Below are 20,480 nucleotides of genomic sequence, written 5' to 3'. Positions count from 1 at the left end.
CGTGCGTGGCTTTCGTGATCGCACCCGCCCACCGGGCCGACGACTGCGGTGTCAGCTCCCGCTTGCGCACCGCCCACGCCCTGGCATCATGACCGAGTCCGTCACGGCAGCGCGCTTTCAGATCACGGGAGGCCAGGGCGCCCAGATGCGCGCCCACCCGCCGCAGCACCTCCACATCCACCGCGGTGAGCTGCCCCAGTCGGGTCCGGACCGCCACCCCCGAGGGGCCCAGCGCGACGAACGGCGCCGCAAACTCCCGCAAACCACCCATCCTCACACCTCCCCCGACAAGCTCGAAAACCCTCTCACCCCACCCAACGAACACACCCGTCAAAGGTCACCCATTCGACACACGGACTCCCGTTCCCTCCCCCGGACGCAACAAAGCCCATCCCACGGACCACACCCGCACTCCGCACCCACTCACACACGCCAGAACACACTCATACGCACTCAGAGACGAGCAGTTCCACACCCCTCCACCGAGTGGCACGCCGAGTCCCTGCCCGTCCTGCGCGGCAGGCTGGCCGATCCGGACGGCACCTTCGCGGCGTTCGTCGTGGACCATCCACAGCGGCAGGGGGCCCTTGCGGCGCTGGTGGCCGGCACGCTCGACTACCGCATCGGCGGCGCCCGCAACCCGCTCGGTGTCGACGGCTACGTGTTCAGCGTCGCCACCGACCCGGACGCGCGCCGTCGCGGCTACGCGCACGCCTGCATGGAGGCCCTGCTGGAGTGGTTTGGCGAGCGCGGAGCCCGGCGAGTGCGCCTCACCGCCTCCTCGCAGGCCGAGCCGTTGTACGCCTCACTGGGCTTCCACCACAAGACGGACCCCTTGCTGGAGCTGACGCTCTGAGCACTTAGGCTCGGTGGCATGCCCTTGAAGAGCCTCGCGTTGATCGAGAACTGGCCGGTTCCCACCGCCGCGGCGGGTGTCGTACGCGCCGACGGCACGATCGTGGGAACCTACGGCCCCGTCGGGCAGCCGTTCCCCCTCGCCTCGGTCACCAAGCCGCTCGCGGCGTACGCGGCGCTCGTCGCGTACGAGGAGGGCGCGGTCGAACTGGACGAGCCGGCCGGGCCGACCGGTGCGACGGTGCGCCACCTGCTCGCGCACACCTCGGGTCTGGCCTTCGACGAGCACCGGGTGACCGCACCTCCCGGGGAGCGCCGGCTGTACTCCAACGCCGGTTTCGAGCAGCTCGGCGACCACATCGCGAAGGCGGCGGACATCCCGTTCGCCGAGTACGCGCGACAGGCGGTGCTGGAGCCGCTGGGCATGACGAACACCACCCTCGACGGCTCCCCGGCCAAGGACGGGGTCTCGTCGGTCGAGGACCTGCTGCGGTTCGCCGCCGAGGTGCAGGCGCCGCGCCTGCTGGACCCGCGCACGGTCGCCGAGGCGATGACCGTCCAGTACCCGGGCACGAAGGGCGTACTGCCCGGCTACGGGCACCAGAACCCCAACGACTGGGGCCTCGGCTTCGAGATCCGCGACTCCAAGTCCCCGCACTGGACGGGCGCCTCGTCCTCGCCGCGCACCTTCGGGCACTTCGGCCAGTCCGGTACGTTCCTGTGGATCGACCCGGATGCCCAGCTCGCCTGCGTGGCGCTCACCGACCGCGCCTTCGGCCCCTGGGCGGCCGAGGTCTGGCCGGCCTTCACGGACGCGGTGCTGGCGGAGCCGCGCGGCTGAGGCGGCACTCGAACCACACCGTCTTGCCCGGCCCGTCGGGACGCGGCGTGACGCCCCACCGGTCGGTCACCGCCGCCACGGTCACCAGCCCGCGCCCGCTGTCGCCGTGAGGATCGCCGGCGGTCCGGGCAGGCAGCTCCGCACAGTGGTCGGCGACCTCCACCCGCACCCCGCCGGGCTGGAGCAGGAAGCAGACACGGCAGCGGCGACCGGGCACATGCCGTACGACGTTGGCGACCAGCTCCGTGAGCGCCAGTTCGGCGGCGTCGGCCAGGTCGCGCAGACCCGAGCGGACCAGGTAGAGCCGCAGGATGCGGCGCAGATGCCGGGCCGAGTGCTCACCCACGGCGAACTCGGCGTGGTACTCGCTCTCGGCGTCCGTCACCTGCGGACCAGTTACGTGATTCACACCACAATCCTGCGACGCGCTGCTTACGCTCGACTACGGAAAGAAACGAACGCCGCGAGGCGTTGCCGTCCGTAGTCGGAGTGAGGTGCCGCCGTGGCCAACATCCAGTCGCTCGACCCGACCGCTTCCCCGCTCGACTACTACGGCTGGGAACTGCGCCGCCAGCGCGAGGCGCACGGCCTGAGGCAGGGCCAGCTCGGCGACATCATCTTCTGCACCGGCTCACTGGTCGGCCAGATCGAGACCACGAAGAAGGTCCCGACCCGGGACTTCTCCGAGCGCGTGGACGCCGCGCTCGGCACGGACGGCCTGTTCTCCCGCCTGATCGGCCTGGTGCTGCGCAGCCAACTCCCCACCTGGTTCCAGCCGTACGCGGAGATGGAGGCGAAGGCGGCTTACATCTCGACGTACCAGGCGCAGGTGGTCTACGGGCTGTTGCAGACCGAGGAGTACGCGCGGGCGGTGCTCGCCACCGGAATGCCGGACGACCTGGAAGGTCTGGTGGCGGCTCGGGTGGAACGCCAGCGCGTCCTGGAACGCGATCAGCCCCCGCTGGCCTGGGTGGTGCTGGACGAGGCCGTCCTGCACCGGCCGGTCGGCGGCCGCGGCGTCATGCGGCGGCAACTGGCCCGGCTGTTGGAGTTCACCCGTAACCGCTGGATGCAGGTGCAGGTGCTGCCGAATGAGGCCGGGGCCCATGCCAGCCTGGCTGGCTCGTTCAACTTCCTTCGCTTCGAGGACGACCCGGACATCGTCTACACAGAAGACGTCATCTCCGGCCATATGACGGCCAGTCCGGAGACCATCAAGGAAGCCGCCCTCCGTTACGCTCGCTTGCAGGCAACCGCCCTCTCCGTGGAGGATTCGGCGGAACTGATCATCCGCGTGATGGAGGAACGCTATGGAGACTGCTCCCAGCACGAGGAACACCCAGTGGTGTAAGTCCAGTTACAGCGGAAACACCGGCGGCGACCGCGTCGAGGTCGCCGACGGACGCCCCGCCGGTGCCGTCCCCGTGCGCGACAGCAAGAACCCGGCCGGCCCGGTCCTGACCGTGAGCGCGGGGGCGTGGAGCGCGTTCGTCGACGGCCTGCGGTAGCCGGGGTACGCACACAGGAGTGCTCGCACCGGCGGAGGCTCACCCTGCTGAAAAGCGTGAACCGTAGGCCACAAACGTCCTCGGAGCGCTCGAATGAGCGATGTGAGGACAATAGGGTCGAAAGGTTCACGCTTTTCAGGTGAGTGCGGCCCTCCCGGCTGCAGCATCTTCACGCGGGGACGGGAAGCCACTGCGACAGCCCCCAGGGTGGCAGGTTCCGGTCAACTTCACGGGGTCAACTTCCGGACCGATGCACGGTCTCCCCACAGAGTCCCCGCAGGGTTCACACTTGCCCTTCACTGATCCTCCAGAATCTCTTTTCGGCCAGGTGCCGATCGAGATCTTGCGGCGTGATCTTGGTGCGTGCCTACAGTGACCCGCCGCGTCCGGCGGAGTGAGTCGTTCCGTCGGTGCGCGGCCACAGGGCGGCCGCGGAGCGCCGTAGTCGTGGGGCTTCGTCGTGCCGCGAGCGCGGTCGTCAAGGCGTGCGGCGCTGATGGTCGGCGGGTGGCTTTCCATCTCTTCGTCCAGCGCCTCTCTGCCCGCCTCCGTCTTCGACGAAGGATGCTCCAGTGCGTCTCAGACGCTCCCACATACCACCTGACGACCCGTCCGGCAGACCCGGACAACGTGCCCGCGGCGGTGGCCGGCAGAGATTGCGTGCCCGGCGACTGAGTACCGCCTCCGTTCCTCTCGTGCCACTGGCGGTCATTGGGACAGTGCTCGCCGGGCTGCTCGGCCCTGAGCCCGCGTCCGACAACCGGCTTCCAGCCACCGCTGCCATCGCCGACAGTTACGACGGTTTCGACACCGAGGCCGTCGAGCAACTGCGCCGAGACCAGTGCTTGATGGCCGACGTGCTGCGGCTCGGTGGACCCGCGATGAGTACCCTCGCGCAGAACGGGCTGAACCAGAGCCCGGAACAGTTGCATGTCACGGCCAACAGTGAGTACTGGACCGACACTCCCCTGGCGCTCCATCACGCGACCATCCACAACTGTATGCGCGATGCTCTTCTGCGCATTCTCGCGTCTGCGGGGTTTCAGGTTGAGGAAGCTGATGGCCATGCGCATGGGAGTGCGGTTCACGTAACGGGCCACCGAGCCTGACTGGCCCCTCCGCTCAGCGGGCCCTGCCAAAGCCGAGATGTACCGGCTTCGGCAGGGCCCGCCACGTGCGTCACCCCGGCACCGTCTCCCGCATAGGCAGCTCGGACGGTCCGGATCACACCGTGAGTCTGATCGCCTCGATCCACAAGTTGCTGTCGTGGGTACCGACGTAGGTGAAACCCAGCCCGACCCCGGGCTCGTCGCACGCCAGGCCGAGCCAGGTGTCGTTGTGGACGTAGGAGGTCTGGCAGACGGGGCCGGCGCCACCGTCGACGCTGAGGGCGAACCCCATCATGTGCGGGGCGTCCTTCTCGGTGCTGCCGACGTAGACGTCGATGCCGTCGGCGGCGTTCCCCCAGGGACCGGGGTAGTGCCCCTCGCCCTCGGCAGCGGGGTTGGGGAGGTAAGTCCTGCTGGCTGTGCCCTTGGTCCCGGACACGGCGGTGTTGACGGCCGTGATCGGCTTCCCCCCGCCCTCGGTGCCCGCTGCCTCGCCGTCACACGCGGCGTCGGACCAGCCCTGGCCAGCCGTGAAGACCCGGTAGCAGATGTGCCGTCCGCCCGGGTCCTGGGCGGCCAGTTGCCGGACGGCGGTCGCCGCGGTCCTCTCCGGCGCCTCGGTCTCCTTCTCCTCGGAGCCGGCGCCCCCTGCCCCGGCGTCGGCTCCCTCTCCGTCTCCCTCTCCGGCCGCGGCTCCGGCTTCGGCATCCTCCCCGCCGGGCTGCTGGGCCCCGGCCCCTGCCGGGGGCGCCTGGACCTCCGCGGACGGGGCCTTCGGCGCCTCGGCGGTCGGTGAGGGGATGGGCGGCAGGTTGCTGACACCGGCTGCCTGGAGCTGTTCGGTGGCGGCGCTGCGGACCTGGGGCTTGTAGGTGATCCACAGCATCACGCAGGTGATCGCCAGCGCCATGGAGACACTGAGGCAGACCGCCAGCCAGCGCGGCAGGAAGCCCCGCTGCACGTACGTGCCCTCCACGTCCAGCGGTGTCACACCCGACCGCTGCACCGCCAGTTTGTAGGGGCGCTGCTCCGCCGACCCGAACCAGATGATCTGCCGCGGCTTCAGGGTCGTCTCCACGAACGCCGCACGGCCCGGCTCGATCTGCACGTTGCTCGGACGGATTTCGTACGACAGCTGGTCACCGTTGTCGCTGCCGCTGACCGACGCCGTCACCTTCGTGTTGCCCAGGTTGTCCACGGCCAGCTTCGGGCGGCCACGGAAACGGCCCTTGACCGTCGACGGCACCAACTCCGCGCGCACTTCCGTGAACGGGGTGATGGTGAGGTTCCCCTCCGGGACCGTCGCCGCCTCCGGGTGCGCCGTCGGCGTGATCCGCACCGCGTACGGGTTCGGCCCCGCCGTGGCGTCCGGAGTGCGCGGCGGAGCGAACGTCAGCTCCACCGATCCCGTCGTCCCCGGGTACAGCCGCAGCGACTGCGGCTCCACGGTGGTCCAGGGGGCGAGAGAGCCCACCGCCTCGAAGCGGTACTCGTCCACCACGTCACCGGTGTTGCGCAGCCGCAGCCGCACCGTCGTACTACCACCCGGGTCCACGGTCGCGGAGGCGGGCTCGAGGGAAGTCCAGAGGCTCACTCACCGGACGTTAAACGCGGCGATGACGCCGAGTCAGCAAGCCACGGGGCACCAGGAGTGCCCGAAGAGGCGGGCTCGGATGCCCCCGCTCCCAGCGGGAGTCGAGACCGCTTCTGGTAAAGGCCCCGTCCGGGCCGGGTCGACGTCAGCTCCCGGACATTTCCCAGACCAGTAGCTCCGCCCGCGTCGCCGCCACCGCCTCCGCCCCCTCGGCGTCCGTGATCCGCGCCGCGTCCCCCGCGCCCAGCGTCTCCCCGCTCAGCAGCACTTCGCCGCGCACCACGTGCACGTACGCGTACGCCCCGTCCGGCACCGCCGTCCTCTCCCCCGCGGCCAGGCGGCGGACGTGGAGCATCGCGCCCGCCTCCGGGACGGCGTACGGGGTGGAGTCGGCGATGCCGCGGACGATCTCGTAGGCGGGGTCGCCGCCGGGGTCGCGGGGAGCCAGCCACATCTGGACGAAGGTCAGGGGGGCACAGCCGTCGTTGCGCTCGACGTGGCGGACACCGGCCGCCGAGCTGAGGCGTTGCACGTCCCCGGCGCGGACGACCGTCTCGTGGCCGACGGTGTCACGGTGGGTGAGCTCACCCTCCACCACCCACGTGACGATCTCGGTGTGGCTGTGCGGGTGCTCGTCGAAGCCGGCACCGGGGGCGAGGCGCTCCTCGTTGCAGGCGATCAGCGAGCCGAAGCGGAGGTTGCCGGGATCGTAGTGGGGCCCGAAGGAGAAGGCGTGCCGCGACTCGATGCCCGCAGCCGCGTCGCCTCCCGGAAAGCGCTCGTCGGCGCGCCGTACGTCCATCACGCCGTCCACCGTAGTCCCGGCACCCGGCGTGCCGGAGGTCCTCCGAGGTCCTCCCGAAGCGCTCCCGAGGTGCTTCGCAGGCGCTCCGGCCGTCGAGCGCGGCCCCGGCGACACGCCCGCCCGTCCCGATAAGGCAGTCTTGTCCACGTGCCCGAACCCGAAACCAGCAAGCCCGAGCCCGGGGCGCACGCCGTCCACCCGCACACCGCGACCCTGAAGCGGCTGGAGCAGTCCTCCGGAACGCTCGCCGCGCAGGCCATCGCACGCATGGACGAGACACTGCCGTGGTATCGAGCCATGCCACCGGAGAACCGTTCCTGGATCGGGCTGGTGGCCCAGGCGGGCATCGCGGCCTTCACCGAGTGGTTCCGGCGTCCGGACGCCCCGCAGGCCATCTCCACCGACGTCTTCGGTACCGCCCCGCGCGAGCTGACCCGGGCGATCACGCTGCGGCAGACCGTCGAGATGGTGCGGACCACGATCGAGGTCATGGAGTCCGCGATCGACGAGGTCGCCGCTCCCGGGGACGAGTCGGTGCTGCGCGAGGCACTGCTCGTGTACGCCCGGGAGATCGCCTTCGCGACCGCCCAGGTGTACGCGCAGGCCGCCGAGGCACGCGGTGCCTGGGACGCGCGGCTGGAGTCGCTGGTGGTGAACGCCGTGCTGAGCGGCGAGGCCGACGAGGGGGCCGTGTCCCGGGCCGCCGCCCTCGGATGGAGCTCGCCCGAGCACGTGTGCGTCGTGCTCGGCACCGCCCCCGACGGGGACTCCGAGCTGACCGTGGAGGCCATCCGGCGCGCGGCCCGGCACGCCAAGCTCCAGGTGCTGACCGGCGTGCTCGGGGACCGGCTCGTGGTGATCGCGGGTGGCAGCGACAATCCGCTGGCGGTCGCCAAGTCTCTGATCGGGCCGTTCGCGCAGGGCGCGGTCGTGGCCGGCCCGGTGGTGCCCGACCTGCAGGCCGCGACACGGTCCGCGCAGGCCGCCGGCGCCGGGCTGAAGGCCTGCACGGCCTGGCAGGACGCCCCGCGCCCGGTGCTTGCGGACGATCTGCTGCCGGAGCGCGCGATCGCCTCCGACCCCTCGGCCCGTGAACAGTTGGTGGAGGAGATCTACAGACCGCTGGAGGAGGCCGGAGCCGCGCTGCTGGAGACACTCAGCGTCTATCTCGAGCAGGCGAGCAGCCTCGAAGGCGCCGCCCGGATGCTCTTCGTTCACCCGAACACCGTGCGCTACCGGCTGCGACGTGTGACTGACGTCACCGGTTGGTCACCCTCTGATGTACGGTCTGCGTTCACACTGCGGATCGCGCTCATCCTGGGGCGTCTGGCCGACGGAGATCCGCAACTCTAGGATTTTGTCGAGGGTCTACAAAACCCCCTCGTGTTCTTCGTCCCTGTCCCCACGGGCGGTCGCGGCCGTCCTCAAGAGAGAGTGTGAGAGTGCTCGTACTCGTCGCTCCCGGCCAGGGCGCCCAGACGCCCGGCTTCCTGACTGACTGGCTCGCCCTTCCCGGCGCCGCGGACCGCGTCGCCGGGTGGTCCGACGCCATTGGACTCGATCTCGCCCACTTCGGCACGAAGGCCGACGCGGACGAGATCCGTGACACCTCCGTCGCCCAGCCGCTGCTCGTCGCCGCCGGACTCCTGTCCGCCGCGGCGCTCGGTACGTACTCCTTCGCCGGTGAGGCGGCGGGTACGCGGATCGCGCCGGGCGCGGTCGCGGGTCACAGCGTCGGTGAGATCACCGCCGCCGCGTTCGCCGGGGTCCTCGACGACACCGCCGCGCTGACCCTCGTACGCCGTCGGGGCCTGGCGATGGCCGAGGCCGCAGCGGTGACCGAGACGGGCATGTCGGCGCTGCTCGGTGGCGACCCCGAGGTGAGCGTGGCACACCTGGAGAAGCTCGGCCTGACCGCGGCCAACGTGAACGGCGCCGGCCAGATCGTGGCGGCCGGCACCATGGAGCAGCTGGCCGCGCTGAGCGTGGACAAGCCCGAGGGGGTGCGCAAGGTCGTCCCGCTGAAGGTGGCCGGCGCGTTCCACACGGAGCACATGGCGCCCGCGGTGGACAGGCTCGCCGAGTCGGCGAAGGCGCTCGCGCCGGCCGACCCGAAGGTGACGTACATCTCCAACAGGGACGGGCAGGCCGTCGCCGGCGGCGCCGAGGTACTGGAGCGCCTGGTCGGCCAGGTCGCCAATCCGGTCCGCTGGGACCGGTGCATGGAGACGTTCAAGGAACTCGGCGTCACCGCGCTGATCGAGGTGTGCCCGGGCGGCACACTGACCGGTCTGGCCAAGCGGGCGCTGCCGGGTGTGAAGACCCTGGCCCTGAAGACCCCCGCCGACCTCGACGCGGCCCGCGAGCTCGTGGCCGAGCACGCCGGAGACGCCGGCCCCGCCGCCGAGCAGGCCTGACAAGGAGCGCGAGAGCATGTCGAAGATCAAGCCCAGCAAGGGCGCCCCGTACGCGCGCATCCTCGGCGTCGGCGGCTACCGCCCGACCCGGGTCGTGCCGAACGAGGTGATCCTCGAGACGATCGACTCGTCCGACGAGTGGATCCGCTCGCGCTCCGGCATCGAGACGCGGCACTGGGCGGGTCCCGACGAGACCGTCGCGGCGATGTCGATCGAGGCCTCCGGCAAGGCCATCGCGGACGCCGGGATCGGCGCCGAGCAGATCGGCGCCGTGGTCGTGTCGACCGTGTCGCACTTCAGCCAGACCCCGGCCGTCGCCACCGAGATCGCCGACAAGCTGGGTACGGACAAGGCCGCGGCCTTCGACATCTCGGCGGGCTGTGCGGGCTTCGGCTACGGGCTGACCCTCGCCAAGGGCATGATCGTCGAGGGTTCGGCGGAGTACGTGCTCGTCATCGGCGTGGAGCGGCTCTCCGACCTGACCGACCTGGAGGACCGGGCCACCGCCTTCCTGTTCGGCGACGGCGCCGGCGCGGTCGTGGTCGGCCCGTCCCAGGAGCCGGCGATCGGCCCGACCGTCTGGGGTTCGGAGGGCGACAAGTCCGAGACGATCAAGCAGACGGTCCCGTGGGACCGGTTCAGGATCGGCGACGTCTCCGAGCTGCCCCTCGACTCCAAGGGCAACGTCAAGTTTCCTGCGATCACGCAGGAGGGCCAGGCGGTGTTCCGCTGGGCCGTGTTCGAGATGGCGAAGGTCGCCCAGCAGGCGCTGGACGCGGCCGGGATCAGCCCGGACGACCTGGACGTCTTCATCCCGCACCAGGCCAACGTGCGGATCATCGACTCGATGGTGAAGACGCTGAAGCTGCCGGAGCACGTCATGGTCGCCCGTGACATCCGCACCACCGGCAACACCTCGGCCGCCTCGATTCCGCTCGCGATGGAGCGGCTTCTGGCGACCGGTGAGGCCAAGAGCGGCGACACCGCGCTCGTCATCGGCTTCGGGGCGGGTCTCGTGTACGCCGCGACGGTCGTTACCCTCCCCTAGGCACTCCGTGCCGGATCACACGGTCCGGGACGGAGACCAGTACCACCTGCCGCTGACGCGGTGGGCCGCCACACTCTCTGGACAACAAAGAAGGAGCGCCATCATGGCCGCCACTCAGGAAGAGATCGTCGCCGGTCTCGCCGAGATCGTGAACGAGATCGCCGGCATCCCGGTTGAGGACGTCCAGCTGGACAAGTCCTTCACCGACGACCTGGACGTCGACTCGCTGTCCATGGTCGAGGTCGTCGTCGCCGCCGAAGAGCGCTTCGACGTCAAGATCCCGGACGAGGACGTCAAGAACCTCAAGACGGTCGGCGACGCGACCGACTACATCCTCAAGCACCAGAGCTGATCACCCGATCACTGCCTCTGGGCTGACTGCCCCGCCACCCGGCGGTGGCGCCGTACGAATCCGTATCCCGTTGGAGAAAGAATTCCCGTGAGCTCGACCAATCGCACCGTGGTCGTCACCGGTATCGGCGCAACCACACCGCTGGGTGGCGACGTAGCCTCTACCTGGGAAGGCCTGGTCGCCGGCAGGTCCGGCGTCAAGCCCCTGGAGCAGGAGTGGGCGGCCGACCAGGCGGTCCGTATCGCCGCACCGGTCGCCGTGGACCCCTCCGAGGTCATCCCGCGGCCCCAGGCCCGCCGACTGGACCGTTCGGCCCAGTTCGCGCTGATCGCGGCGCAGGAGGCCTGGAAGGACGCCGGCTTCACCGGCAGGGCCGACGAGACGACGGAGGCGGGTGAAGGCGGCAGCGTCGACCCCCACCGGCTCGGCGCGGTCATCGCCTCCGGCATCGGTGGCGTGACGACCCTGCTCGACCAGTACGACGTGCTCAAGGAGAAGGGCGTCCGCCGCGTCTCCCCGCACACCGTCCCCATGCTGATGCCGAACGGCCCGTCCGCCAACGTGGGTCTGGCCGTGGGCGCCCGGGCAGGCGTGCACACGCCGGTCTCCGCCTGTGCGTCGGGCGCCGAGGCCATCGGCTACGCCATCGAGATGATCCGCACCGGCCGCGCCGACATCGTCGTCGCGGGTGGCACGGAGGCGGCGATCCACCCGCTGCCCATCGCCGCGTTCGGCAACATGATGGCGATGTCCAAGAACAACGACGACCCGCAGGGTGCCTCGCGCCCCTTCGACACGGGACGCGACGGCTTCGTCCTCGGTGAGGGCGCCGGCGTCCTCGTCCTGGAGTCCGCCGAGCACGCCGCGGCGCGCGGTGCCCGCGTGTACGCGGAGGCGGTCGGCCAGGGCATCTCCGCCGACAGCCACGACATCGTGCAGCCGGAGCCGGAGGGCCGCGGCATCTCGCACGCCCTGCAGAACCTGCTGGACAACACCGACCTCAACCCGGCCGAGATCGTGCACGTCAACGCGCACGCCACCTCGACGCCGGCCGGTGACATCGCCGAGCTGAAGGCGCTGCGCAAGGTCCTCGGCGACGACGTCGACCACATGGCGGTCTCCGGCACCAAGTCGATGACCGGTCACCTCCTCGGTGGCGCGGGCGGCGTGGAGTCCGTCGCGACCGTGCTCGCCCTGTACCACCGGGTGGCGCCGCCGACCATCAACGTCGAGAACATCGACCCCGAGGCCGAGGCCGCGGCGGACATCGTCCGCGGTGAGGCCCGCAAGCTGCCCGTCGAGGGCCGCATCGCCGCGCTGAACGACTCGTTCGGCTTCGGTGGACACAATGTCGTCCTGGCGTTCCGGACGGTCTGAGCGACGTCCGTACGCGTGTGAAGGGCCCCCACCCGGTGACTGACCGGGTGGGGGCCCTTCCGCATGAGGGTGACGGTGTTTCACCTGATTCCTGCGAGGAGGTTCATGCTCCTCCGGGCTGGTCTCAACCCGGCTGGCGTCGAGGGCGGAAAACCTCCTGGAACGCTGCTCCGGGAGGCGGCCCGAGCCAGGAATCCCCTCCCCTCAGGGAGGGGAGGGGAGGGGATTCAAACCACCTGGTGCAGCCAGCGGACCGGGGCGCCCTCGCCGGCGTGGCGGAAGGTCTCCAGTTCGTCGTCCCAGGGCTTGCCGAGGAGCTTGGCGATGTCGGACTCCAGGTCGGTCTCGCCGCGCTGGGAGCGGACCAGGGCGGCGCGCAGCCGGTCCTCGGGGATCATGATGTCGCCGTGGATGCCGGTGACGGCGTGGAAGATGCCCAGCTCGGGGGTGCAGCTGTAGCGCTCGCCCTCGGCGTTCGCCGACGGTTCCGCGGTGACCTCGAAGCGCAGCAGCTGCCAGCCGCGCAGGGCGGAGGCGAGTTTCGAGGCGACGCCTGCCTGGCCCTGCCAGGAGAACTCCGAGCGCCAGGTGCCGGGCGCGGCGGGCTGTCGGCTCCAGTCGAGGCTGACGCGCGTGCCGAGCACGCCGGCGATGGCCCACTCGACGTGCGGGCAGAGCGCGCGCGGCGCGGAGTGCACGTACAGAACTCCACGTGTCGTCACCGGAACCTCCGGGCTGAGCGGGACATCTCGGAACGGGCGGAACGGCCGTGACCGGGCGGACCACGTTGATGGCGAGGCTACCGTGCGCCGGGGCAAGGAGTGTGACGTACCGTCGGTCCCGCTGCCGACAAACCTCCGCCATTCACCCGGCAGGACGCTTGTGCGGGTGTGAGCCGTCGCACCGACGCCCTCGGGAACCCTCACGCGGTGTCATGGGTTGAGGACGTTGGAGGCACGAGGCGAGGGGTGGTACCGGTATGCGGCAGGGGACGGACCAGGGGACCCGGAGCGGCCGTCGCCGTGCGCGTGCCGCACTCGCCGTCCTGACCGCCGCCGTCCTGGGCGTGACCGGCTGCGATGCCGTGGGCGGTGACTCCCCCGCCCCGTCCGACGCCGCCTCGAAGCGTCCGGAGCCCACCCCGGTCTGGGACACGAGCCCGGAGTCCGTCGCCGCCGTGGGCGATTCCATCACCCGCGGCTTCGACGCCTGCACGATCCTGTCGGACTGCCCCGAGGTCTCCTGGGCGACCGGCGGCAGCGCCGATGTCGACAGCCTCGCCGTACGGCTCCTGGGGAAGGCGGACGCGGCCGAGCGGAGCTGGAACCACGCGGTCACCGGGGCCCGGATGGCCGATCTGACCGGCCAGGTCACCCGGGCGGCGGCGCACAGGCCCGAGCTGGTCGCGGTGATGGTGGGGGCGAACGACGCGTGCCGGGCGACGACCTCGGCGATGACGTCGGTGACCGACTTCCGGAGCCAGTTCGAGGAGGCCATGGGCACCCTGCGCAGGGAACTGCCCAAGGCGCAGGTGTACGTGGCGAGCATCCCGGACCTGAAGCGGCTGTGGTCCCAGGGGCGCACCAACCCGCTGGGCAGGCAGGTGTGGAAGCTGGGCATCTGCCCGTCGATGCTGGGCGACGCGGACTCCCTGGACTCGGCGGCGAAGCTGCGGCGGAACACGGTGCGGGAGCGGGTGGAGGACTACAACGAGGTCCTGCGGGAGGTCTGCGCGAAGGACCGGCGGTGCCGCACCGACGGCGGCGCGGTGCACGAGTTCCGTTTCGGCACCGGCCAGTTGAGCCGCTGGGACTGGTTCCACCCGAGCGTGGACGGACAGGCCCGGCTGGCCGAGATCGCGTACGACGCCGTGACCGCGAAGAACCCCTGACACGGCCTGACACGGCCTGACCTGGCATGACCCGGCATGACCCGCCCCGACTTGGTCGTGACCGTGTCCTAGAGTTCCGCACATGAACGAACTCTTCGGCACACTTTCCGACGGCACCCCCGTCCACCGCTGGACCCTGGAGCGGGCCGGCGTACGGGTACGGGTGTTGTCGTACGGCGGGATCGTGCAGTCGGCCGAGGTCCCGGACCGGGAGGGCGACACCGCCGACGTGGTGCTGGGGTTCGCCGGCCTGGACGGCTATGTGACGCACCCGGACCCCTACTTGGGCGCGCTCGTCGGTCGCTACGCCAACCGCATCGCGGGCGGCCGTTTTCCGCTGGACGGGCGGACCTACGCGCTGGCGCTCAACAACGGGCCGAACTCGCTGCACGGCGGCGAGCGCGGCTTCGACAAGCGGGTGTGGGACGCGGCCCCCGTCGGGGACGGCGCGGGGCACGGCGTCCGGCTGAGCCGGGTCAGTCCGCACGGCGAGGAGGGCTTCCCGGGCCGGCTGGAGATGTCGGCGACGTACACGCTGGAGGAGTCGGGCGCGCTGCGGATCGTGTACGAGGCGGTCACGGACGCGCCGACCGTGGTGAACCCGACGAACCACAGCTACTTCAATCTGGGCGGAACGGGCTCCGGGCACGCGGGCGGGCACGAGCTGCGGCTGGCCGCCTCCCGGATCACGCCGGTCGATTCCGACCTGATCCCGACGGGTGGCCCGCAGGACGTGGCGGACACGCGCTTCGACTTCCGGCAAGCGCGGAAGGTCGGCGCGGGCTACGACCACAACTTCGTCCTGGACAAGGGCGTGACCGGCACCGCCGAGGAGGTCGCCGAGTTGTACGACCCGGTGTCGGGGCGCGTGCTGACGGTGGCGACGACCGAGCCCGGCCTCCAGCTGTACACCGCCGACCACCTGGGCGAGCCCTTCGCGCCCGGTGACGGCATCGCACTGGAGACGCAGCACTTCCCCGACTCCCCGAACCGGCCGGAGTTCCCGAGCACGGTGCTGCGGCCGGGCGAGGCGTTCCGTTCGGAGACGGTGTACGGCTTCTCGGTGCGGTAGCGAGCGGCGGCGGGTGCCGCGCCCACCGGCTCGGCCCCGGCCCGGCCGTCAGGTCCCGGACCGGGGCTGTCCGCGGGGGCTCGCCCTCGCGGGCGTCCCGGAGTCCGACGTTAATCGTCGTGGTGATCCGGCAGCCCGCGATCGGGCGTCCGATCAGGAGTTCGTACGAACCCTTCACAAACACCCATGTCGGAGGCGGTCGTGGCGCCTTTCCGAAGTCGCCGCATGCCGGCAGAGCCGCCGGGTCTTCCCACCGTCCGAGAGGTGCGGCCAACCACCGATCGCACTGATCGCACCGACCCGTGAACGGTCCCACGCGTCACGACGGCGGACGCGGGTTCAGGGACGGACCCCCATCCCAGCCGTAGCGCGCGCTCCTTCCGTCACGGGATACTGCCGCCGTCCGGCAGCGCACCCCACGGCGACGGAAGGACCTGGACTCCCTTGTCACACACACGCGTTCGGATCGGCGTACTCGGGCTGGCCCTGGTGGCGGGGCTCGCCGCCCCGGTGACGGCCACCGCGGCACCATCGGCCACCGCACCCGCGCCCGCGCCCGCGGCGGCGCCGACCGTCGAGGAGCGGCGGCTCGACGGGGACGTGCCCCAGGAGATCCTGCGGCGCTCCGGATTCGCCGCGGTGGCGCCGGTGTTCGCCCGCGGGCTCGGGCGGGCGGGCTCCTACCGCGAGGCGCGTCGCGTCGTCGCGCGGGAGGGCTCCGCGCTGTGGCGGCGGGCCGTGGACCGGGCGCAGGGGCGCGGGCCGGCCCGCGGGGACCTCAGCCGGGACGACGACCGGCCGCTGTACTGGGCGAGGCTCACGATGACGCGTGAACTGCGCACCTGGGAGCCTGGCTTCCGGCTGACGGAGCGGCAGCGTGCCGCGTTGTTCGGGGAACTGGAGCGCACCTCGCGCGGCCAGAGCGACATCCGCCTCCCCCACGGCGGTAGCGGCCTGACCGGCAAGGGCGAGGACGGGCGGACCGGCACGGGCGTGAAGCGGGTCCTGCTCACCGGTTTCGACCCGTTCACGCTGGACCGGGACATCCGGATCTCCAACCCGTCCGGCGCCGCCGCGCTCGCCCTGGACGGCACGGTGATCGACACACCGGACGGGCCCGCCCGGGTGGAGACGGCCGTGTTCCCGGTGCGCTGGCAGGACTTCGGGGAAGGCGCGGTGGAGCGGGCGCTGCGAGCGTATCTGCCGAGGGTGGACCTGTTCACGACCGTGAGCCAGGGCCGGGTCGGTCGGTTCGACGTGGAGCGGACCAACGGGGCCTGGCGGGGTGGCTTCCCCGACAACGACAACGTCTCCCGCACGGAGACGGTCCCGGTCGCCGACCCGGCCTCGCAGCCGCAGTGGACGACGACCACGCTGCCCTACGAGGCCATCGCGGCCGCGGACACCGGGCGCTTCCCCGTGTACGACAACACGAGCGTGACCGAGATCCCGGCGGGAGACAGTGAACCGGTCGTACGGCCGAACGGGCCCACGCCCGGTTCGACGGCTCGCGCGGGCGGCGGCGGGGACTACCTGTCCAACGAGATCGCCTACCGGGCGACCCTGCTGCGGGACCGGCTCGGGCTGCACGACTCGCTGCCGGGCGGGCACGTCCACACACCGGTGCTGGAGTTCGGGGTCGGGAACGCCGATCCGGCGGCCGGGGCGGTCACCGACCCCGCGTTCGTGCGGAACCGGCTGGACATCGTGGCGCAGGTGCGGGCGATCGTGGCCGTGGCGGTCAGTGCCTCGGAGCCGGACCGGGCGGACCGAACGGGCCGGGCGGACCGGAGCTGACCGCCGGGTCGGCGGTACCGCCGACGGAGCGGTCGTCGTCGCCGTCGCGGGTCTCCTCGCCCAGCAGTTCACGGGCGAGGAGCGTGGCGCCGGCGACCGCGCCCGGCATCAGGAACACGGCGACGAACGGCACCAGGAACGACACGCCCAAGGGGGTGCCGAAGCCCCAGACCAGCATCTTGCGGGAGCGCAGGAGCGCGAGGCGGTCGCGCAGTTCGACCCCGCGGCGCTGGAGGGCGACGGAGGCCAGTTCCTCGGTGAGGAAGAAGCCGGTGACGAGGAAGCCGACCACCGGGACCACCGTCTGGCCGACGACCGGGATGAAGCCCAGGGCGAAGAGCAGTACGCCCCAGACCGCGGCTCGGACGAGGATCCGGAGACTGTCGCGGCCGGAGATCCACAGCTCGCGCATGAGCGACAGGTTCGACTCGGGAGCGGTGCCGTCCGGGGAGACGTCACGGTCCACCCGCTCGGAGAGGCTCTCGTAGAAGGGCTGGCCGACCAGCAGCGTGACCGCGGTGAAGGTGAGGACGGCCAGCAGCAGGGCGAGGGCGAACAGGACGGCGGTGAGGAAGCCGCGGAAGAGCCCGAGCCAGGGGCTCGACCAGTCGTCGGCGAAGGGGGTCGCCCAGGCGGTGAAGTCCGTGCCCCACATCGCCAGCGCGACCAGTGCGGCCGCGTACAGGACCAGTGTGATCAGGCCCGGGACGAGCCCGAAGCCGTAACTCCTGCCGTGCCGGGCCACCCACCGCTGGCCCCTCAGAAGATGGCCGAATCCCGCCCCAAGATCACGCATGGGCGGCACTCTACCGGTCGGCACCCTCACTGCGTCGGCTGCGGCCCCGGTGCCCCGGACCCACCGGTCGCACCGTTCCGGGCGGGGCGGCGCCCAGTGCTCGAGCGCCGCCCCGTACGAATCCGAGCACCGGTCAGACGAGCGTCACGGTGATGTTGCCGCGGGTCGCCTTCGAGTAGGGGCAGACCTGGTGGGCCTTCTCCACCAGCGACCGCGCGGTGTCGGCGTCCACCGACGGGATCTCGGCGGAGATCTCGACGATGATGCCGAACCCGTCGTCGTTCTTGCCGATGCCGACCTCCGCGGTGACGGTCGAACCGGTGATGTCGGCGCCCTCCTGGCGGGCCACGACGCCGAGGGCGCCCTGGAAGCAGGCGCTGTACCCGGCGGCGAACAGCTGCTCCGGGTTGGTGCCGGCGCCGTTCCCGCCCATCTCCTTGGGCGGGTTCACGACCACGTCGATCTTGCCGTCATCGGTGGCGACCCGCCCGTCGCGGCCGTTCTCGGCGGTGGCGACGGCGGTGTAGAGGACCTCGGACTGCTGTATGGGCATGCGGTTGTCTTCCTCCTCGGTCCGTCGTGACTCGCGCCCACGATCACGACGGATTTCGGAAATACGTTACCGCATGCCGGAAACTGAGTGAAGGCCGCTCTTTCCGCGCGGAGGGGGCGTCAGAGCTTGACGATCATCTTGCCCGTGTTGTCGCCGCGCAGGACGCCGAGGAAGGCCTCCAGGTTGTTGTCGATGCCCTCGACGACCGTCTCGCGGTACTTCAGCTTGCCGGAGGCGACCCAGGGGCCGACCTCCTGGACGAACTGGGGCTGGAGGTCGTAGTGGTCGCCGACCAGGAAGCCCTCGATGCGGCCGCGGGTCTGGATCAGGCGGGCGAGGTTCTTCGGGCCCGGAGCGGGCTCGGTGTTGTTGTAGACGGAGATCGCGCCGCAGATGGCGATGCGGCCGTCCCGGTTGAGGGACCCGATGGCGGCCTCCAGGTGATCGCCGCCCACGTTGTCGAAGTAGACGTCGACGCCGTCCGGGGCGGCGGCGCGCAGCTGCTCGCCCACCGGGCCTTCCTTGTAGTTGAAGGCGGCGTCGAAGCCGTACTCGTCGACGAGCAGCCTGACCTTCTCGTCCGAGCCGGCGGAGCCGATGACCCGGGAGGCACCCTTGAGCTTCGCGATCTGGCCCACCTGGCTGCCGACGGCGCCGGCCGCGCCGGAGACGAACACCGCGTCGCCCTCCTTGAAGGCGGCGGTGCGCAGCAGGCCGGCGTAGGCGGTGAGCCCGGTCATGCCGAGCACGCCCAGGTACGTCGACAGCGGCGCCGCGTCCGGGTCCACCTTGACGGCGTTCTTCGCGTCCACCACGGCGTACTCGCGCCAGCCGAAGAAGTGCAGGACGTGGTCGCCGACGGCGATGCCCTCGGCGTTGGAGGCGACGACCTCGCCGACCGCGCCGCCCTGCATGGGCTTGCCCAGCTCGTAGGGGGCGACGTAGGACTTGGCGGCGCTCATGCGGCCACGCATGTACGGGTCGACGGAGACGTACACGTTGCGCACCAGTACCTGGCCCTCACCCGGGGTGGGCAGTTCCGCCTCGACGAGGGCGAAGTCCTCGGGCTTGGGCCAACCGACCGGACGGCTGACCAGGTGCCATTCGCGGTTGACGTCGGGGAGGGCGGGGGAGTCGGTCATGGGGCACCTTTCCTGGGGCTTTCGGATTTCCTGGGGCTTTCGGGGATGTTTCAGACTCCGAGATGTTTCAGCCTCTGAAACAACCATGCGTCTGAACATTTCAGGTTGTCAAACAAATGGGTACCCTGGATTCCATGGCCACACCACACGACACCCCACGCCGACCCGACACTCTCACCCTGGAAGTCGTCGAGCTGATCGGTGAGGTCGTGGCCCGCTTCCACGCCGACTACGAGGAGGCCGCCGCGGAACGCGCCCTGACCGGGGCGCAGGCCAAGCTGCTCAGCCTGCTCTCGCTGGAGCCGCTGCCGATGCGGAAGCTGGCACGGAAGCTGCGGTGCGAGCCGTCGAACGTCACCGGGATCGTGGATCGACTGGAGGCGCGCGGGCTGGTCGAACGCCGCCCGGACCCCGGCGACCGCCGGGTGAAGGTGGCGGGGGCGACGGAGGAGGGGCGGCGGGTTGCGCGCGGGCTGCGGGAGTCGCTGCGGTTCGCGCGGGAACCGCTCGCGGGGCTGTCGGAGGGCGAGCGGGTGGCCCTGCGGGACGCATTGCGGACGATGCTGGGGGACTGAGCCGGAGGCGTTCCGGCGGCCCCGTCGGCTACGTGCACCACCACAGGAAGCGGTCGCACGTCTCGGTCGGCTCCGGGTCCGGTGAGGTCGGCGGCGCCGGACTCGTCGTCGGGGGAGGGTCGTCCGGGCCCGTGGAGGGCGGGTGGGGCGCGGGGGCCGTCTCGGACGCCGACGCCGGCGGCACCTCGGTCCCGCCCGGCGTCCTCGACTCCGTCCCGTCCGACTCCACGGACTGCGATGCCGACTCCGACGCCGACAGCGTTGTCGAGGCGGAGGCGGAGGTCGAGGCCTCGGAGGTCGGCGCTGCCGAGGTCGCGTCCGTGTTCGCACCCGATGCGGCCTCGGCCGGGACCGCCGACGACTTCCCCACCGCCCCACTCGCCCCGCCGTCCGTCGCCCTCCCACCCGCCGCGGCCGGCTTCGCCGGGGAGCCCGAGGAGTCCGGGGCGTCCGTGCCGAGTTCGGCGAGACTCAGCCCCCCGGCCGCCAGGACGAAGCCCGCGGTGACGAACAGGGCCCGGCGGCGGCGTCGTCGGTGCGCGGCGGCCTTGCGGTCGCGACGGCCGGCCCGCCCGTCGGGTGGGACGTCGCCGGGGGCCTCGTCGGGCGCGCCCGCCTCGCCGGCTTCCCGCGGTGTCCGCTCCTCACCTTCCGCCAAGTGGGGTTCGGGCACACGGAGTCGTACGACCGGCGCGCCGCACCCCGGGCAGGCGAGGGCGCCGTTGAGGTGCCGTCGGCACGGGTTGCA

General features: G+C 71.3%; 22 protein-coding genes and 1 pseudogene. 14 read left to right on the top strand and 9 right to left on the bottom strand.

The genetic code is table 11. The annotated features are described in order from the left end of the window. A pseudogene (locus ABEA26_RS27625) lies at window positions 1-271 on the bottom strand (IS200/IS605 family accessory protein TnpB-related protein); the annotation flags it as partial. A 174-nt stretch (window positions 272-445) separates the two neighbouring features. Between ABEA26_RS27625 and ABEA26_RS27620 the strand changes: the two are divergent. Both ABEA26_RS27620 and ABEA26_RS27615 read left to right on the top strand, forming a co-directional pair. Then, window positions 446-856, top strand: coding sequence for a GNAT family N-acetyltransferase (locus ABEA26_RS27620; protein WP_345596072.1), 411 nt, complete (start codon window positions 446-448; stop codon window positions 854-856). Window positions 857-874: 18 nt separating this feature from the next. Beyond that, a complete protein-coding gene (locus ABEA26_RS27615; RefSeq protein WP_345596070.1) occupies window positions 875-1,696 on the top strand; it encodes a serine hydrolase domain-containing protein in 822 nt (273 codons plus the stop codon). Here ABEA26_RS27615 and ABEA26_RS27610 read toward each other — a convergent pair. After that, window positions 1,662-2,105 carry an ATP-binding protein gene (locus ABEA26_RS27610; RefSeq protein WP_345596069.1) on the bottom strand — a complete coding sequence of 148 codons (444 nt, stop codon included), beginning with the start codon at window positions 2,103-2,105 and terminating at the stop codon, window positions 1,662-1,664. The genes ABEA26_RS27615 and ABEA26_RS27610 overlap by 35 nt on opposite strands. Window positions 2,106-2,198: 93 nt before the next feature. On the opposite strand from ABEA26_RS27610, the gene ABEA26_RS27605 reads away from it, so the two are divergent. The 3 genes from ABEA26_RS27605 to ABEA26_RS27595 all read left to right on the top strand — a co-directional run bounded on the left by ABEA26_RS27605 (window position 2,199) and on the right by ABEA26_RS27595 (window position 4,313). Next, entirely contained in the window at window positions 2,199-3,047 is an 849-nt protein-coding gene (locus ABEA26_RS27605; protein ID WP_345596068.1) for a helix-turn-helix domain-containing protein, read from the top strand. After that, window positions 3,007-3,204: a DUF397 domain-containing protein gene (locus ABEA26_RS27600; RefSeq protein ID WP_345596067.1), complete on the top strand. Its 198-nt coding sequence runs from the start codon at window positions 3,007-3,009 to the stop codon at window positions 3,202-3,204. Before ABEA26_RS27605 ends, ABEA26_RS27600 begins: the two co-directional genes overlap by 41 nt. 695 nt (window positions 3,205-3,899) lie before the next feature. Then, on the top strand, window positions 3,900-4,313 hold the full coding sequence (locus ABEA26_RS27595; protein ID WP_345596066.1) for a hypothetical protein: 414 nt from the start codon (window positions 3,900-3,902) through the stop codon (window positions 4,311-4,313). 115 nt (window positions 4,314-4,428) lie between these two features. Here ABEA26_RS27595 and ABEA26_RS27590 read toward each other — a convergent pair whose 3' ends face one another. Together ABEA26_RS27590 and ABEA26_RS27585 are read right to left on the bottom strand one after the other, a co-directional pair. Continuing rightward, entirely contained in the window at window positions 4,429-5,907 is a 1,479-nt protein-coding gene (locus ABEA26_RS27590) for a COG1470 family protein (RefSeq protein WP_345596065.1), read from the bottom strand. Between the two features lie 145 nt (window positions 5,908-6,052). Beyond that, the gene (locus ABEA26_RS27585) at window positions 6,053-6,709 is read right to left on the bottom strand and encodes a pirin family protein (RefSeq protein ID WP_345596071.1); all 657 of its coding nucleotides are present in this window, start codon (window positions 6,707-6,709) and stop codon (window positions 6,053-6,055) included. A 150-nt stretch (window positions 6,710-6,859) separates the two neighbouring features. Here ABEA26_RS27585 and fasR point away from each other — a divergent pair, with 150 nt between their 5' ends. From fasR to ABEA26_RS27560, 5 genes are all read left to right on the top strand, one after another. Further along, window positions 6,860-8,065, top strand: coding sequence for a fatty acid biosynthesis transcriptional regulator FasR (fasR, locus tag ABEA26_RS27580; protein WP_345596064.1), 1,206 nt, complete (start codon window positions 6,860-6,862; stop codon window positions 8,063-8,065). A gap of 89 nt (window positions 8,066-8,154) precedes the next feature. After that, window positions 8,155-9,129: an ACP S-malonyltransferase gene (locus ABEA26_RS27575; protein ID WP_345596063.1), complete on the top strand. Its 975-nt coding sequence runs from the start codon at window positions 8,155-8,157 to the stop codon at window positions 9,127-9,129. Window positions 9,130-9,145: 16 nt separating this feature from the next. Continuing rightward, the gene (locus ABEA26_RS27570; RefSeq protein WP_345596062.1) at window positions 9,146-10,177 is read left to right on the top strand and encodes a ketoacyl-ACP synthase III; all 1,032 of its coding nucleotides are present in this window, start codon (window positions 9,146-9,148) and stop codon (window positions 10,175-10,177) included. A 103-nt stretch (window positions 10,178-10,280) separates the two neighbouring features. After that, window positions 10,281-10,529 carry an acyl carrier protein gene (locus tag ABEA26_RS27565; RefSeq protein ID WP_121746777.1) on the top strand — a complete coding sequence of 83 codons (249 nt, stop codon included), beginning with the start codon at window positions 10,281-10,283 and terminating at the stop codon, window positions 10,527-10,529. Between the two features lie 87 nt (window positions 10,530-10,616). Next, window positions 10,617-11,906, top strand: a complete 1,290-nt coding sequence (locus ABEA26_RS27560; protein WP_345596061.1) for a beta-ketoacyl-[acyl-carrier-protein] synthase family protein — start codon at window positions 10,617-10,619, stop codon at window positions 11,904-11,906. 227 nt (window positions 11,907-12,133) lie between these two features. Here the strand turns inward: ABEA26_RS27560 and ABEA26_RS27555 are convergent, their stop codons facing one another. Next, window positions 12,134-12,628, bottom strand: a complete 495-nt coding sequence (locus ABEA26_RS27555) for a DUF3145 domain-containing protein (protein WP_345596060.1) — start codon at window positions 12,626-12,628, stop codon at window positions 12,134-12,136. 257 nt (window positions 12,629-12,885) lie between these two features. Here ABEA26_RS27555 and ABEA26_RS27550 point away from each other — a divergent pair, with 257 nt between their 5' ends. From ABEA26_RS27550 to ABEA26_RS27540, 3 genes are all read left to right on the top strand, one after another. Next, window positions 12,886-13,797, top strand: coding sequence for an SGNH/GDSL hydrolase family protein (locus tag ABEA26_RS27550; protein ID WP_345596058.1), 912 nt, complete (start codon window positions 12,886-12,888; stop codon window positions 13,795-13,797). A gap of 82 nt (window positions 13,798-13,879) precedes the next feature. Beyond that, window positions 13,880-14,869: an aldose epimerase family protein gene (locus ABEA26_RS27545; protein ID WP_345596057.1), complete on the top strand. Its 990-nt coding sequence runs from the start codon at window positions 13,880-13,882 to the stop codon at window positions 14,867-14,869. Window positions 14,870-15,313: 444 nt separating this feature from the next. Continuing rightward, window positions 15,314-16,666 carry a pyroglutamyl-peptidase I gene (locus ABEA26_RS27540; protein WP_345596056.1) on the top strand — a complete coding sequence of 451 codons (1,353 nt, stop codon included), beginning with the start codon at window positions 15,314-15,316 and terminating at the stop codon, window positions 16,664-16,666. Here ABEA26_RS27540 and ABEA26_RS27535 read toward each other — a convergent pair. The 3 genes from ABEA26_RS27535 to ABEA26_RS27525 all read right to left on the bottom strand — a co-directional run bounded on the left by ABEA26_RS27535 (window position 16,611) and on the right by ABEA26_RS27525 (window position 19,157). Then, the gene (locus tag ABEA26_RS27535; protein ID WP_345596055.1) at window positions 16,611-17,462 is read right to left on the bottom strand and encodes an EI24 domain-containing protein; all 852 of its coding nucleotides are present in this window, start codon (window positions 17,460-17,462) and stop codon (window positions 16,611-16,613) included. The genes ABEA26_RS27540 and ABEA26_RS27535 overlap by 56 nt on opposite strands. Window positions 17,463-17,595: 133 nt before the next feature. Next, complete coding sequence (locus ABEA26_RS27530; RefSeq protein WP_345596054.1) at window positions 17,596-18,015, bottom strand: organic hydroperoxide resistance protein; 420 nt, start codon at window positions 18,013-18,015, stop codon at window positions 17,596-17,598. Between the two features lie 119 nt (window positions 18,016-18,134). Beyond that, complete coding sequence (locus ABEA26_RS27525) at window positions 18,135-19,157, bottom strand: NADP-dependent oxidoreductase (RefSeq protein ID WP_345596053.1); 1,023 nt, start codon at window positions 19,155-19,157, stop codon at window positions 18,135-18,137. Window positions 19,158-19,291: 134 nt separating this feature from the next. Here ABEA26_RS27525 and ABEA26_RS27520 point away from each other — a divergent pair, with 134 nt between their 5' ends. Then, complete coding sequence (locus tag ABEA26_RS27520; RefSeq protein WP_345596052.1) at window positions 19,292-19,732, top strand: MarR family winged helix-turn-helix transcriptional regulator; 441 nt, start codon at window positions 19,292-19,294, stop codon at window positions 19,730-19,732. Window positions 19,733-19,760: 28 nt separating this feature from the next. Here the strand turns inward: ABEA26_RS27520 and ABEA26_RS27515 are convergent. Beyond that, window positions 19,761-20,480 (bottom strand): SCO2400 family protein (locus tag ABEA26_RS27515; protein WP_345596051.1); only part of this gene is annotated, 720 nt, incomplete at its 5' end.

The organism is Streptomyces marokkonensis (genome assembly GCF_039539045.1).
Taxonomy (GTDB): domain Bacteria; phylum Actinomycetota; class Actinomycetes; order Streptomycetales; family Streptomycetaceae; genus Streptomyces; species Streptomyces marokkonensis.
The sequence above is the reverse complement of the archived record's forward strand: the minus strand, read 5'-3'. Positions and strand labels throughout refer to the sequence as shown.